Source organism: Limnospira indica PCC 8005 (assembly GCF_000973065.1).
Lineage (GTDB): Bacteria > Cyanobacteriota > Cyanobacteriia > Cyanobacteriales > Microcoleaceae > Limnospira > Limnospira fusiformis.
This window is the reverse complement of sequence record NZ_FO818640.1, coordinates 5,535,925-5,549,610: the sequence shown is the minus strand read 5'-3', so window position 1 is coordinate 5,549,610 and position 13,686 is coordinate 5,535,925. Positions and strand designations below refer to the sequence as shown.

Here is a 13,686-nt window from a genome sequence, read left to right as displayed (position 1 = left end):
GATTTTTATGGCTCTACCCAGCGTCCATCTGCTTTGATGAGATTAATTAATTCTTCGACACCTTGATCTTCGGGAACTTTTTTAATTTCTTCCCGACCCCGATATAGGGAAATATAGCCAGGTTGTTTTCCTACATAACCATAGTCAGCATCTGCCATTTCTCCAGGTCCGTTAACAATACAACCCATAACAGCAATATCTAGTCCAGTCAGGTGTTTAGTTGCTTCTCGGACTTTGTGGAGAACTTCTTCGAGGTTAAAGAGTGTGCGACCACAGGAGGGACAGGCGACATATTCTACCATAGTTTTCCGCAGTCCTAGGGATTGCAGAATGCTATAGCAAACAGGAATTTCCTTTTCTGGGGCTTCTGTGAGGGAAACCCGAATGGTGTCACCAATACCATCTGCTAAGAGGGTAGCAATACCAGCGGTGGATTTAATGCGGCCATATTCTCCATCTCCGGCTTCGGTAACTCCCAAGTGTAGGGGATAGTCCATCCCTAGGTCATCCATGCGTTTAGCCATGAGGCGATAGGCTGCTAACATGACGGGGACGCGGGAGGCTTTTAGGGATATCACTAAGTTCTGAAAGTCTAGGGATTCACAGATGCGGATAAATTCCAGGGCTGATTCTACCATACCTTCGGGGGTGTCGCCGTAGGTAAATAGCATTCTTTCGGCTAGGGAACCATGATTAACGCCGATACGCATGGCTTTACCCTGGTCACGGAGGGAGATAACTAGGGGTTTGAGGGTTTCGCGGATTTTCTCGCCGATTTCTTGAAATTCAGTGTCTGTGTATTCGCTACGATCGCCTTTAGGTTTCTCAAAGACGTATAATCCGGGGTTAATCCGCACTTTATCGACGTGCTTGGCGACTTCTAGGGCAATTTTCATGCCGTTGTGGTGAACATCTGCGACTAGGGGGACGGGTTGATAGGTGGCGGCGAGTTTTTGTTTGATTTCGCCTACGGCTTTGGCGTGTCCGACGCTGGGAACTGTGACGCGGACGATTTCACAACCCATTTCATGCAGCCGACGAATGGAGGCGACGGAACCTTCTATGTCCATGGTATCTTCGTTAATCATGGACTGAACTACGACGGGGTATCCTCCGCCAATGGTGATGTTTCCGACCCGGACTGGACGGGTTTGGCGACGGTGAATTACTGTGTCAACGGAGGGCTGACTAGCGGTCGGAGTGGTTATGGGTAGGGTTTGCATGATCTGAATTTGATAATTGCTTAGTTTTAAGAGTGGGTTCTCAAAATTCAATAGGTGTCTATATTAAAGATAGATTGCCACAAATTGGGGACTTGTGGTTGATCCGATCGCTTAAATTGTTTAAATTGTCACGAATACGGGTAGCGATCGCTTGATTGTAGATTAGATAATTGGCTATGAGTGAACATCTGCGCTATTTTTCGGGTTTTGAGTCTTTAGCAGTCGAGTGGACAGACAAAATCTGGTCAAGGGGTGTACCCTTTTGGTTGCGGGCTGAACCTAAATCCAATCGGGTGGTTTTGTGTTTACATGGGTTTACCGCCACTCCTTTTGAGGTGAGACCAGTAGCGCAAGCCTGTCTGAGTCGGGGGCTTGATGGGGTGGGGCCTTTATTGCCTGGTCATGGTTTTCAAGAATTAGCAGACCAGAAGTTATTTTTTCCGAAAATGACGGCGGAAGGAATGTTATCTGCTGTGCGTCGGGAGTTGGAATTAGCCCGATCGCATTATGAATTTGTAGGTATTTTTGGGCATTCTATGGGAGGTGCGATCGCTTTAAAAATGGCGGCGGAGGGGCGAGTAGATGCCTGTGCGGTCACTGCACCAGCGTTAAAATTACCGCCTCGGGCTGTGATTTTATTGGCTTTATTTGGTTGGGCGAATATTTCTATCCCCACTCAACCCAAGCCTTTTGATAACCCCGTTTATTTATTTGATAATTGTCCGGCGGGGCGGGCGCTGCAACGACTAGCCAGGATAGCCAGATCAGAGTTATCTTCAATTACTTGTCCGGTGTTAGCTATTCATTCCCATAGGGATGATTTAGTCAGTCCGGTGGTAATTAATTGGATGGAAAAACAACTACCAAACAATTTAGATGTCCGTTGGTTTGACCAGTCGGGTCATGTCATGATTTTAGATGTTAATGGGGAGGAAATTAGCCAGGCGATCGCCGATTTTTTTAGCCAGAGGAGTATCTAAAATTTTCCCCCAGGGCGCGATCGCCCTAATTTTTCACTCTTCAAAAATTGCCCCTCGTTTAATCAAATCTTGTTTAACTTCCTCAGACAGTCCCGAATCATGCCATAATCTAGCTTGTTTAACAATAGCCCCCGTAAAGTCCGCCCCTTTCAAATTAGTAAGGGCTAACCCAGCTTGGTGCAAATCAGCATTTTTGAGGATAGCATTATGGAGGTTAGCATCACTCAGATTACAGTTATTTAGATTAGCCTCTGTCAAATTCGCGCCGCACAGGTCTGCGCCGCTGAGACTAGCCAAAGCCAGACTCGCCCTATGTAGATCTGCGCCACTCAAATTAGCATCACTCAACAGCGCCCCACTGAGATCTGCACCACTAAGGTTAGCAAAACGCAGGTCAGCACTACTAAGATCTGCATCACTTAAATCAACTCCCCGCAGGTAAGTATTTTGTAAGTTAGCGCCACTGAGATCAAGGTTACTGAGATGTGTTCCCAGGAGTCTTGCGCCCACAAAATCTTCCGATATTTTCAATTCTGCTAAGGTGGCTAACTCGAGAAAATTATCAGTTTTAGCATCAACTACGGTCTGAATAATGCCCTGTAATTGGGCAAAATTCCAGCCTTGGGCTACAGCTTTTTTAGTCAAGGCTTGTAATTCTTCTAAAGTCTGATGCTGTTGCGCCACAGGAGAGGGTTCTGATTCTAATTCTTGCGATCGCAACCAGATGGCAAATTTACGCTCTAGGATCGCCAATTTATTGGGGCTAATATTTTGCGGCCAAAGTCCTTCAACACCAGTCATAATTCAAGAGAGTTTAGAGGAGATTCATTCAACTTTTAACTGTCTCCAAAAATTGCGCCTTTTCGTTGCAATTCAGGTTGCAGTCGCCGAGAAATACCGATCGCCTCAGTAAATTCGACATTTTCCACCATGATATCAGCTAATTCCGCGCGGCTGAAATCTGTTTTCTGGAGGTTAGCTCCTGTCAAGTTTACCCCACTAAGGTCCGCATAGGTAAAATTAGCACTCTGCAAATTAGCATTACTGAGGTTAGCGCGGGGGAGATAGGCGCTAGTGAGATCAGCTTGGGTCAGGTTAGCATTACTGAGTTTAGCGCGGGGGAGTTTAGTTCGTAGATCGGCTTGAGAGAGGTTAGCCTCTTGTAAATTAGCATCTCGGAGGTTAGCGTTGCAGAGGATAGCGTTACTGAGGTTAGCTCCCTGTAGATTAGCATTGCTGAGGTCAGCCAGGGTCAAGTTGGCATTAGTGAGGTTAGTCTTGGCCAAGTTAGCGCCGCGCAAGTTAGCATTACTTAGGTCAACCCCGGTTAAATCCTGCCCATAAAGGTCTTCTGTGAGGCTTAAACCCACCTGTTCGAGAATTTGGGTAAATTCTGCCATCCCGACTACTCCAAGCCACTGATGGGCAATTTCCCATTGTTGGAGGCGACAGTTATTGACTTGTTGAGGGTCTGGGATATGTTCCCAGGTGAGTCGGAGGCGCTGTAGGGCGTTGATTTTCTGGGTACGATCGCCCATTTGATTAGCAATTTCCAACTGTTTTTGATAGCAGGCGATCGCTTTTGGTAACTCATTAGTAGCATGATAAGCCATTCCCAGGTTAGTCAGGGCGTTAAGCTGTCCTGATATATCCCCAATATCTTCAGCGATACGGAGGTGAGTTTGATAGCAGGTAATGGCTTCTTGAGAATTAGACAAAGCAGCATAAGCTATACCCAAATTACCCCAAGTAGCGCCTTCCCGTTGGCGATCGCCCAATTTTTGATAGATAGTCAGGGCTTCGCGCCACAATTCCAAAGCCGCCGGAATATCACCTTGATGATATTGAGAAACCCCTTGTTTAAATAATTGATTAGCCTGGTAGTCCGTCATATTTTACCCTATTTCAACAGCCTAATTGTCTGATAATTCTGGAGTGACGGTTTCCGATGTTTTTTGGCTCAAATACTGATAGACTTGTCTGGACATTTTTTGAATCATTGATTCAGCCGCTGTGTCGCCATTGTTTCTTTGGGCTAAAATAGCTAAAATGTAGCGTTTACCATTGGGCATATCAACTATACCCACATCGGCTAACATAATGTTTAGGGTTCCAGTTTTGTGGGCGACTACCGCCCCATTACTGACCCCGCTAGGTAATAGGTGATTATTTTCTGTTTCTGTCATAATTCGCAAGAGGCGATCGCGTGATGTCATCGAAAGTAAACCCCCTTGGTGAATTTGACTCAAAAGACTAACCATATCCCTAGGCGTAGTTTGATTAGTCCCTTCAATATCAGGTAAAGGGTTACGCACCAGAGTATCTGTCAGACCCCAACTGCGGAACTTTTGATTAAGAACCTGAAACCCTCCCAGCCGTTCTATAATCATATTAGTGGCTGTATTATCACTAATTGTCATCATTTTAGTAGCAGTTGCTAAGGCTGTATATTCAGTCCCCGGCGGCTGATATTGCATAATCCCCGCTTCTCCCACCTGGTGATTTTCCGTCATCACCAGCATTTCATCTAGGCGAATTTCTCCCGCATCAACGGCTTGAAAAAACGCCACTAAAATCGGGACTTTAATTGTACTAGCTGCCGGCACTTTAGACTGTTCTCTTAAACCGACATATCCGCCAGTATTCAGGTCTAAAAACATCAAAGCCGGAGTAATATCTGGGGATGCTGCAGCCACCAATTCCAGTTGAGTTTTTAAGTCTTTTATTTCCCGGTTTAATTGCAGAGATAGGGGCAAAATTCGGGTGGCTGTTAGGCTGTTAATGCTAGTTTCCTGTGTCTCTAAATTCTCAATAGAACTAGCCCCGGCGGTAGCACGACCGAGGGAGTTGAGAATTGAGAGAACTGTTCCCGAAATCACCCCGATACCAATGCCTAAAATCAGCAACCGGGTTCCATAAACTATGGGAGAGACACGGCGACTCTTACGCCTTACCACCCGTTTTTTCACAGGGGTAAGGGGTTGCATAGTCCGCTGAGGGGGGGGATATACTTGGGGAGTGATAGACCTATTTAAGGGGACTATGTTAGATGGTTTACCGTTGCTAACTCCCTGACGCGGTGTAGGTTTTCCCCGACGGCGTTTTCTAGAGTTTGGTGGTGGTAGCTGAGGTGTCTTTTTCCGGTTTCTGGTAATGGGGGGTTTTTGTCGCAGTTGATCTAACACGGGGTCGAAATATCCGTTTTCAGGGATATGTATGGGGGGAATTTGACCAGTTGGGGAAAGGTTGGGGGAGACAGGTCTCCGTGAGGATGATTGTGATTGAGAAGTGGGACTAGGGGAACGGCCACGACGCTGATCACGAGATTGAGGGCCTTTTGACTTCCGGGACTTGGCCCCCCATTGGGAAACAAAGGATAAAAATGAGCGACGGGGATATCGGTGAGCCACACCTAACACCTAAAAATCATCAAAGAGGACAATAGACTATGGAAATTACACCCATCAAGTCGTAGGGGCTGGTTCTGCAATCATCTCTATTGAGGTCCAGGCTCTTTATAACCCGCCCTTACTTAGCAATAGGAATCGACAGTTGAGCCGGGGAATCAACGATATTGAGATTACCATTAACTGGGCGGATGTTGTTTAACAGTTAATGCCCATTCTACCTGAGAGATAACCCCGCGTAGCATAGCAACTTCTGTACTAGATGGCTGGGCGCGGTTAAATAAATGCCTAAATTTTTCCATACGACTGCTGACGGTGTGGGGGTAGACATAACCGATTTTGAGTAGGAGGGTTTCTAGCTGTTGATAGTATCCTTCCAGTTGGTCGAGGGTGGCTGATAATGGTTCTGATGGTTCTGGGCTGGGTAATGTATTCTGGTCGATGAGGGTTTGAGCGCTTAGTGAGAGTTCGTAACAGCAGACAGCCACGGCTTGGGCTAAATTTAGGGATTCATAGGCGCTACTGCTGGGAATGCGAACTATCCTTTGAGCATAGTTTAGTTCTGTATTGCTCAAGCCACGATCTTCGGGACCGAAAATCAGGGCGGCGGGGCTGTGGAGTAGCCAGGGGAGGGTGGTTCTGGGATGTTCGAGGGTTCTGTCAAAACTACGATCGCGAGCGGTGGTGGCGATCGCCTTTTGGCATCCGATTAAGGCTTGGGGTAAACTGTCTACTATCTGGGCTGATTCTAAAATATCTTGGGCATGAACTGCCATGGTTTTAGCTTCGCAGCTCATGGGGTCACAGTGGGGGTTAACCAGTACCATTTGGGTTAACCCCATATTTTTCATTACCCTGGCGCACGACCCCACATTTAACGCTCCCGCCGGTTCAACCAATACAATCCTAATTTTAGCTAATGCGGTTTCCCACTGAGTCTCTACCATTGCTATCATAACCGCTGATATAATAAGCGAGCGATCAATGTTCTAGTATGGCACGTCAGCGAGCTAAGTCAGACTTCCCTCAGAAAATTTGCCCAGTCTGCGATCGCCCCTTTGTTTGGCGCAAAAAGTGGGCAGACTGTTGGGATGAGGTTAAATACTGTTCCGAGCGTTGCCGTCGCCGACGCAACGAACAGAATTAAAGGGGAAATATCCCCGTAAATTGTACAGCTATGGGTGTTAATGTGCAACCAAAACTAATCATACATGGTGGGGCGGGTAGTTCTCTCCAAGGTAAAGGAGGCGTAGAAACTGTTCGCAAATCTCTTTATCAGGTGATAACTGAGGTTTATGGCTTACTCGAAAAGGGTACAACTGCTGAGGATGCGGTGATTCGTGGCTGTCAACTTCTCGAAGATGATCCCCTATTTAATGCTGGGGTCGGTTCGGTGTTGCAGTCTGACGGACAGATCCGCATGAGTGCGGCTTTGATGAATGGCAGTTTACAACGCTTTAGCGGGGTGATTAATGTCTCTAGGCTGAAAAACCCCATTGAGTTGGCTAAGTTTCTGCAAACCTCTCCCGATCGCATTTTATCCGATTATGGGGCTGCCGAACTTCTGCGGGAGTTAAATATAGCCCCTTTTGACCCCCTAACCGATCGCCGTCTTTATGAGTGGATCGAAGACCGCAAGCAGGATTTTAACCGCAAAATGGCTAATGTGGTCGCCGAAACCTCTGATCATGAAGCTGGTCGCGGCACTATCGGGGTCGTCGCTTTAGACCAAAATGGTCGGATCGCCGCCGGAACTTCTACTGGTGGTAAGGGGTTTGAACGTATTGGTCGGGTTAGTGATTCGGCTATGCCTGCTGGTAATTATGCCACAGCTCAGGCTGGGGTGAGTTGTACGGGTATCGGTGAGGATATCATTGATGAGTGTCTCGCCGCCAAAATTGTGATCCGCGTCGGAGATGGTTTGTCTTTGCGATCGGCTTTTGAACGTTCTTTTGTCGAAGCTAATGATCGTCAGCGGGACTTGGGGGCGATCGGTTTGGATGCTTCCGGGGCGATCGCTTGGGGAAAAACTAGCGATGTGATTCTCGCCGCCTTCCATAATGGTCAAACTATGGGAGATAGTTTGGAAATGCTACCGGGAACTCAGGTGTTAGTGGCTTAGTTAGCCCCAATTTCCCCCACCTTCCCTCCCCCACCACTGGGGGGGGTTATTAATACTGAAGAAAACTTAATATTTTTTTTACTTTTTAGATCCGGTGATCTGACCTATAAACTTATATAGTTGTGTTAATTTTTTCAACATTTTTGTACCAGTTTAACTGGTATAGAATATAATAAAAATTGCGTTCTGTCCTGGAAATTTACTGAGAGGCGAGAGATTTTTTCGCCCCGACAATCAACAAAAATTGAGGCAGATAAATTGGACAATCAGTTGATTGGGGTTAATAGTAAGTTCAGAGGTGCGGTAGTCAATTGAGAACCCGATTAACTTGGTAGTCTGGAGAGAACGCTTTGTTAATCAGTACCATCACAGCCCGATTGATGGAAACCTAGGCTAAGGTTTGGGATGGAGGCTAATAATTAGCAATCCATCAGTCAAAGGCTGTAGGATGAAACCCAGCGTATTCATGCTTAGGAGTCCATAAAAATGAGACGGATTCTAGTTGTAGATGATTCAGCAACCATGCGAAAAATGGTAATGGCATCTCTCAGGGATGTTAAAGATGTAGCTTTTAGCGAGGCGGGGAATGGATTAGAGGCGATCGAGCAGTTAGAAATCGCCCCGTTTGACTTAATGATTTTAGACTTAAATATGCCAGATATGCACGGTCTGGAAGTGTTGCGGTTTGTGCTAAACCACCCGGAATATAGGGAAACACCGATTGTGATTTTAACCACGAAAGGGGATGATGAAAGTCGTAGTGAAGCGATCGCGGCGGGTGCAGCTTGCTATTTAACTAAACCATTTCATCCGAAATCGTTATCGGGGGAAATTGTCAACTTATTATCAGAGCCATGTGCGAGTAATATAAATTAAGAGAGTACCAAGGCGATCGTGTCTAGTCCTACAGAAAGCAACAACTTTTTTGATGACTTTTTAGATGATTATTTTGCTGAGTGTGAAGAGCATTTAGCCGTCGTGCGGCGAGAACTCTTGGCGCTAGAGTCCTGTATGAATCAGCCCCAAATAGAGGGTTCGATTCTGAATGAACTGTTCCGCAGCTTTCACTCAATTAAAGGACTGTCGGCGATGGTGGGTGTGCGGGAAGCAGAGAAATTGGCTCACCAAATGGAGAGTTATCTGCGATCGCTAAGAGATGGTCAAACCTCCCTGAAACCAGAGGGTTTTGATGCTCTGATGTCGGGAACTCAAATTCTGGAGAGAGCGATCGAAGCCTATCGCACGAAGGAAGATCCCCCGGACATTGAGGAAATTATCAGCCAATTGGAAGCCTGTAACCCTCCGGTGGTGGCTAAAACCCCAAATGCAGCTATTACCCCCTTTGAGGTGAAGCTGAAACCAGAGGAAATGAAACGACTGGAGGCGTTAGTCGGTGAAGGAAAACCGATCTGGCATTTCGTCTTCACTCCTAGTACAGAGCTATCCAAACAGGGGATCGGAGTTAACGCCATTCGGGAACAACTGCAAGCGATCGGTGAGTTGATTTATGTGTCTCCGCGCCTAAATGCCAATCAGAAAATCCTGTTTGATTTTATTGTCGCAACTGAGGAGCCGGAAAATCACGATTTAGGCCCTGAGCCGAAATATCTGAGTTGGGAACCATATCACATTCCCAGTTCAGTTTCTGCGACCAGCATTCGCTCATCTAACTCGGAGGTTGAACCTTCCAGAGGACCGGAAGCGCCAGCAACAGCCACAGCGCCAGAAGAAGTTGAGGCGATCGCGGTGGTATCTAGTTCTCAGTCAGAGGAGCCAGAGAGGAAAGAGTCAGAGTCGGGGAAAGAAACTGCGGAAGCGGAACCATTGGAGATCTCAGAACCGGAAACCAGTAATGCTATCTCTCCGACTAAGTCAACTAGCCCCCTAATTAGTGCATCTAACTTAGTACGGGTAGACCTACCAAAACTTGATGAACTGATGCGGATGGTGGGAGAATTAGTAATTACGCGGGCACGACTGGAGGAAAACCTCAAAAATTTACCCCCAACGGTCCCGGCGGCTAGGCGGCGAACTTTACAGGAAATTAACCTAACTTTAGAACGACAACTGCGGGATCTGCGTCAGGGGGTGATGCAGGTGCGACTGGTTCCCATTGCGGAAATTTTCGCGAGGATGCAGTTTGTAGTTAGGGATCTGATGCGACTAACGGGAAAACAGGTAGCTCTGGAAATTTCCGGCGCGGAAACTGAGATTGATAAGTTTGTGGTTGAGCGCATGATGGACCCGTTATTGCATTTAGTCCGTAATGCCGTTAGTCACGGTATCGAATCAACGGAGGAACGACTAAAAGCGGGAAAATCTGCTACGGGTGCGATCGCCTTACGCGCTTCGGCGGCGGGGGAAATGGTGATTATTGAAATTGAAGATGATGGTCAGGGAGTCGATATTTCTAGGGTGTTAAAACGGGCAAAACAACAGGGTTTATTGTCGGATTCTGTATCGGAGACTAATGATCCAGATAACTATGATTCCCAGACGATACTCGATCTGTTATGTTCCCCAGGTTTTTCGACCAAAGAAGAGGCGGATCTGGCTAGTGGTCGGGGTGTGGGAATGGCGATCGTCAAAAACACCGTTCAAGAACTGGGAGGTTGTGTAAAATTCACCACGAAAAAAGGAAAAGGCAGTCATTTTATTATTGATTTGCCGTTGACTTTAGCGATTACTGATGCTCTGATTGTGGAAGTTAGCGGTCAAACCTTTGCCATTCCAGAATCCTCTATACAGGAGGTATTATCTATTGAGAATGAGAGAATTATTTGCCTGGAAGGTCAGGAAATAATTTCCTATCGAGGTCATGTTGTCCCCCTGCGATATTTAGCGCGTCTATTTAACTGTGCGGTGACTACAGACAACTCGGAAAAATTAACTGTTGTGGTGATTGGTAATAGCCTTAATTCCACCGGTTTAGTAGTGAATAGAATCTTGGGACTGCGAGAAATTGTAGTGCGGCCGTTAACTGATCCGTTGCTGCAAAGTCCGGGAATTTCTGGGGCGACCGAATTGGGCGATGGTCGAGTAGTTTTAATTATGGATGTTCCGGCGTTAATTCGTAGCAAAATTAATCAATTTTTAACAACACCAAAAACGGCAATTAACTCTGGTTAATTAATTCAATAATTCCCGAAAAACTGGATGTTAACTAACCGTTGATGCCGATTATTTTAGGGCAATAATGGGCGAAAAATGGATTAGTTTAGTGTAGTGATTCAATGATTATATCTATGACTAAATCAGCAGATACATCTCAACCTTTTATTTTATTTGAACTTGACCATACCACTTATGGTATTCCCTCTGGTGTTGTCCAACAGATGGAAATGGTTGAGCAAATTACGCCAGTTCCTAACTCAGCGTCTTTTGTGGTAGGGGTGGTATTCTCCCGTGGTCAAGTGATACCAGCAATTGATTTGAGGGTACGATTTGGATTTGCCAAAATACCGTATACCCTGCGAACCCGACTAATAGTGATTAATACTAATCAGCGGACAGTGGGTTTAATTGTAGATACAGCCAGGGAGTTTGTATCAATTCCGGCACAAACTATTCAGCCTTCACCGGAGGGAATTTCTAGCTTGAGTGGGAAATATTTGGCGGGAATTGCCACTTTAGGAGAAAGAGTGATACTAATTCTAAATGTGGAGGAATTGTTAGTGTTACCGGAATTAGTATCAGAAAGGGGTGGCTAGGTTGATGGGGGGGGAATGGGTCTGATGGGAGTTGTTATTTGTATTGAGAGTGAATGAGGTAATTTGAAAATGGGTAAAAAATCTAAAAATCATAAAAAGGCAGATAATAGTTATCTAGAAAATGCCAATTTTCAGAATTTCAAAACATCAGAGGAGAGGGAAAAACTGAAATTGGAAATGATGGAAATTCGGGACAATGCCGATCGCGTTAATACAGTGGCGATCGCGATCGCCAAAATAGCGAAACAGGTAGCGGAAGGGGCCGAATCTCAACTGCAACTACTCGATCGCACTTCTAACAGTGTCAACCAGATGAATAAATCCCTGGGAGAAACGACACTCCAAGCGGAATCAGTAGCCAGTTCGACAGAGGAATTAGTTTCTTCGGTAAATGAGATGGCTGCATCCATTGAACAGGTGTCCGCTAGTAGTATGGCACTAGCGACGGGTGTGCGCCAAACGGTAACATCAATTCAGGAGAGTACCAGCAACACGGCGAGAGTAGCAGCAAACGCCCAAGAAATGGCAACTTCTGCCACCCAGGTGATCGCGTCGATGACCCAAATGACCACTTCCATTAGAAACGTGAGTGACGACACGGAAAATCTGACCGTATCGGTAAATCAGACGGCTTCTTCTATGGAAGAAATGACCAGTTCCATTGCGGGAGTAGCTAACAATGCGGATGATTTAACGGCTGCATCAGAAGAAACCAGCGCCTCCATCAACGAGATGGCAGCATCTATCGAGGAGGTATCCGCAACTATTGAGAACCTGGCTTCGACTGTAGAACAGGTATCAACCTCTGTGGAAGAAATTGCCCAATCAGTGCAGGGGGTAGCCAATAACGCGGAACAAATTACGGAGGTAGCGACGGACTCAGCCACGAGTGCGGAACAACTCGATCGCTCTATCCAATCAATTAGCAGCCTAACCCAAAAAGCCAATGAACTTACCCGTGCTGTGGGAGTTGATGCGGATAAGGGGGGTAAAACCATTGAAAAAGCGATTCAGGGTTTGGCAAGAGTGCGCGAATCCATGGTTAAATCGGCTGATGTAATGCGGGATATGGGTAAACGCACCAATGAAATTAGCACCATTGTTGATACAATTAACTTAATCTCAGAACGGACTAATCTGCTATCACTAAATGCTTCCATTGAAGCAGCTCGTGCGGGAGAAGCGGGGCGGGGGTTTGCTGTGGTTGCAGAAGAAATCCGCAATTTGGCCGATCGCGCCGCCCAAGCGACGTTCGATATTGCTGCAATTATTAAGGCATTACAGTCGGTGGTGCAAGATGCCGTGAGTACATCGAATGATGGGCTACGAATTGCGGAAGATAGTGGCACTCTAGCAGAAGATGGGTTATTGGGTCTTAAACAAATTCTGGCAGGAGTTGAACAAACGACGCAATTAATGAACCAAATTGCGATCGCCTCTCAAGAACAACTGACGGCTGGACAACGGGTGGTAACGGCGATTAATATGACTGCTACCCAAGCCAAAGAAGTAGCCATTGCTACCCATGAGCAAGCCAAAACTACTCAGGGAATTGTGCAGTCCACCCGACACATGAGGCAAATTGCTCAACAGGTAACACAGGCTATGGGAGAACAGGCGCGAGCGGCTAGGGATGTAATTAAGGCGGCTCAGAATACCAATAATTTAGCCGGACAAATTCGTAAGGCTACCTTTGAACAAAATAAGGGTGCTGAACAAATCATGCAGGCGGTAGAGTCCATGCGCCGAGGGGTGATTAGCACGAACCGTGCTTTAGCGGAACAGTCCACAGCAGGGGAGCAAATCTCGAAGGAGTCCGAGCGGCTGTCGCAATTGATTAGCAATGTGACGCGATCGATGACTGAACAGAGTAGCAGTGCGAACCAAATTAGCCAAGCAGTGGAGAGTATCCAAATGCAGTCTGAACAGGTGGCTAAGGCTATGCAGGAACAAAGTAGGGCGGTACAGGACATGAATTTAGCTACTCGTAGTATTGCCAAACAAATAGCTTTTATCCGCACATCCAACTTCGATCACACCGAAGTTTCTACTACTTTGCTCAACAGCATAGACCAATTGCAAACTATGGCTAAAAATAACAGTTCTGGAGTACACAGAACTCATGAAACGGCTCAAGGTTTGATATCACATACTCAAGCACTCATGGAGGTGTTAAAGGTTGGCAGTTAACTAATCAGAAAAGCTCAAATCTGCGGGAATTGTCAAGGTGATTAGTCAATGTGC

General features: G+C 46.3%; 12 protein-coding genes. 7 read left to right on the top strand and 5 right to left on the bottom strand.

Annotated features, from left to right (window positions below; genetic code table 11):
* Positions 1–5: 5 nt before the first annotated feature.
* On the bottom strand, positions 6–1,223 hold the full coding sequence (ispG, locus tag XZ46_RS24545) for a (E)-4-hydroxy-3-methylbut-2-enyl-diphosphate synthase (RefSeq protein ID WP_006623121.1): 1,218 nt from the start codon (positions 1,221–1,223) through the stop codon (positions 6–8).
* Positions 1,224–1,399: 176 nt separating this feature from the next.
* Between ispG and XZ46_RS24540 the strand changes: the two genes are divergently transcribed.
* A complete protein-coding gene (locus XZ46_RS24540) occupies positions 1,400–2,203 on the top strand; it encodes an alpha/beta hydrolase (RefSeq protein ID WP_008055431.1) in 804 nt (267 codons plus the stop codon).
* 33 nt (positions 2,204–2,236) lie between these two features.
* Here the strand turns inward: XZ46_RS24540 and XZ46_RS24535 are convergent, their stop codons facing one another.
* The 4 genes from XZ46_RS24535 to XZ46_RS24520 all read right to left on the bottom strand — a co-directional run bounded on the left by XZ46_RS24535 (position 2,237) and on the right by XZ46_RS24520 (position 6,557).
* Positions 2,237–3,004: a pentapeptide repeat-containing protein gene (locus XZ46_RS24535; RefSeq protein WP_006623124.1), complete on the bottom strand. Its 768-nt coding sequence runs from the start codon at positions 3,002–3,004 to the stop codon at positions 2,237–2,239.
* Between the two features lie 35 nt (positions 3,005–3,039).
* Entirely contained in the window at positions 3,040–4,095 is a 1,056-nt protein-coding gene (locus tag XZ46_RS24530; RefSeq protein WP_008055434.1) for a pentapeptide repeat-containing protein, read from the bottom strand.
* Between the two features lie 21 nt (positions 4,096–4,116).
* The gene (locus XZ46_RS24525) at positions 4,117–5,613 is read right to left on the bottom strand and encodes a serine hydrolase (RefSeq protein ID WP_008055435.1); all 1,497 of its coding nucleotides are present in this window, start codon (positions 5,611–5,613) and stop codon (positions 4,117–4,119) included.
* A 176-nt stretch (positions 5,614–5,789) separates the two neighbouring features.
* Positions 5,790–6,557 (bottom strand): RNA methyltransferase, encoded by a 768-nt coding sequence (locus XZ46_RS24520; RefSeq protein ID WP_008055438.1) that lies wholly within the window; start codon positions 6,555–6,557, stop codon positions 5,790–5,792.
* A gap of 47 nt (positions 6,558–6,604) precedes the next feature.
* Here XZ46_RS24520 and XZ46_RS31010 point away from each other — a divergent pair, with 47 nt between their 5' ends.
* The 6 genes from XZ46_RS31010 (at position 6,605) to XZ46_RS24495 (ending at position 13,632) form a co-directional block, all read left to right on the top strand.
* The gene (locus tag XZ46_RS31010; protein ID WP_071829394.1) at positions 6,605–6,757 is read left to right on the top strand and encodes a DUF2256 domain-containing protein; all 153 of its coding nucleotides are present in this window, start codon (positions 6,605–6,607) and stop codon (positions 6,755–6,757) included.
* 30 nt (positions 6,758–6,787) lie between these two features.
* Complete coding sequence (locus tag XZ46_RS24515; RefSeq protein WP_008055440.1) at positions 6,788–7,732, top strand: isoaspartyl peptidase/L-asparaginase; 945 nt, start codon at positions 6,788–6,790, stop codon at positions 7,730–7,732.
* A gap of 486 nt (positions 7,733–8,218) precedes the next feature.
* Positions 8,219–8,608, top strand: a complete 390-nt coding sequence (locus tag XZ46_RS24510) for a response regulator (RefSeq protein ID WP_006670530.1) — start codon at positions 8,219–8,221, stop codon at positions 8,606–8,608.
* A gap of 18 nt (positions 8,609–8,626) precedes the next feature.
* Positions 8,627–10,861 (top strand): chemotaxis protein CheA, encoded by a 2,235-nt coding sequence (locus tag XZ46_RS24505; protein ID WP_008055444.1) that lies wholly within the window; start codon positions 8,627–8,629, stop codon positions 10,859–10,861.
* A 116-nt stretch (positions 10,862–10,977) separates the two neighbouring features.
* Positions 10,978–11,442: a chemotaxis protein CheW gene (locus tag XZ46_RS24500; RefSeq protein ID WP_008055446.1), complete on the top strand. Its 465-nt coding sequence runs from the start codon at positions 10,978–10,980 to the stop codon at positions 11,440–11,442.
* Between the two features lie 69 nt (positions 11,443–11,511).
* Positions 11,512–13,632, top strand: a complete 2,121-nt coding sequence (locus XZ46_RS24495) for a methyl-accepting chemotaxis protein (RefSeq protein WP_008055447.1) — start codon at positions 11,512–11,514, stop codon at positions 13,630–13,632.
* The last annotated feature ends 54 nt before the right edge of the window (positions 13,633–13,686 follow it).

Coding starts and splice junctions, on each gene's coding strand:
- ispG (WP_006623121.1), bottom strand. CDS start 1,223: ATGCAAACCCTACCCATAACCACTCCGACCGCTAGTCAGCCCTCCGTT.
- XZ46_RS24540 (WP_008055431.1), top strand. CDS start 1,400: ATGAGTGAACATCTGCGCTATTTTTCGGGTTTTGAGTCTTTAGCAGTC.
- XZ46_RS24535 (WP_006623124.1), bottom strand. CDS start 3,004: ATGACTGGTGTTGAAGGACTTTGGCCGCAAAATATTAGCCCCAATAAA.
- XZ46_RS24530 (WP_008055434.1), bottom strand. CDS start 4,095: ATGACGGACTACCAGGCTAATCAATTATTTAAACAAGGGGTTTCTCAA.
- XZ46_RS24520 (WP_008055438.1), bottom strand. CDS start 6,557: ATGGTAGAGACTCAGTGGGAAACCGCATTAGCTAAAATTAGGATTGTA.
- XZ46_RS31010 (WP_071829394.1), top strand. CDS start 6,605: ATGGCACGTCAGCGAGCTAAGTCAGACTTCCCTCAGAAAATTTGCCCA.
- XZ46_RS24515 (WP_008055440.1), top strand. CDS start 6,788: ATGGGTGTTAATGTGCAACCAAAACTAATCATACATGGTGGGGCGGGT.
- XZ46_RS24510 (WP_006670530.1), top strand. CDS start 8,219: ATGAGACGGATTCTAGTTGTAGATGATTCAGCAACCATGCGAAAAATG.
- XZ46_RS24500 (WP_008055446.1), top strand. CDS start 10,978: ATGACTAAATCAGCAGATACATCTCAACCTTTTATTTTATTTGAACTT.
- XZ46_RS24495 (WP_008055447.1), top strand. CDS start 11,512: ATGGGTAAAAAATCTAAAAATCATAAAAAGGCAGATAATAGTTATCTA.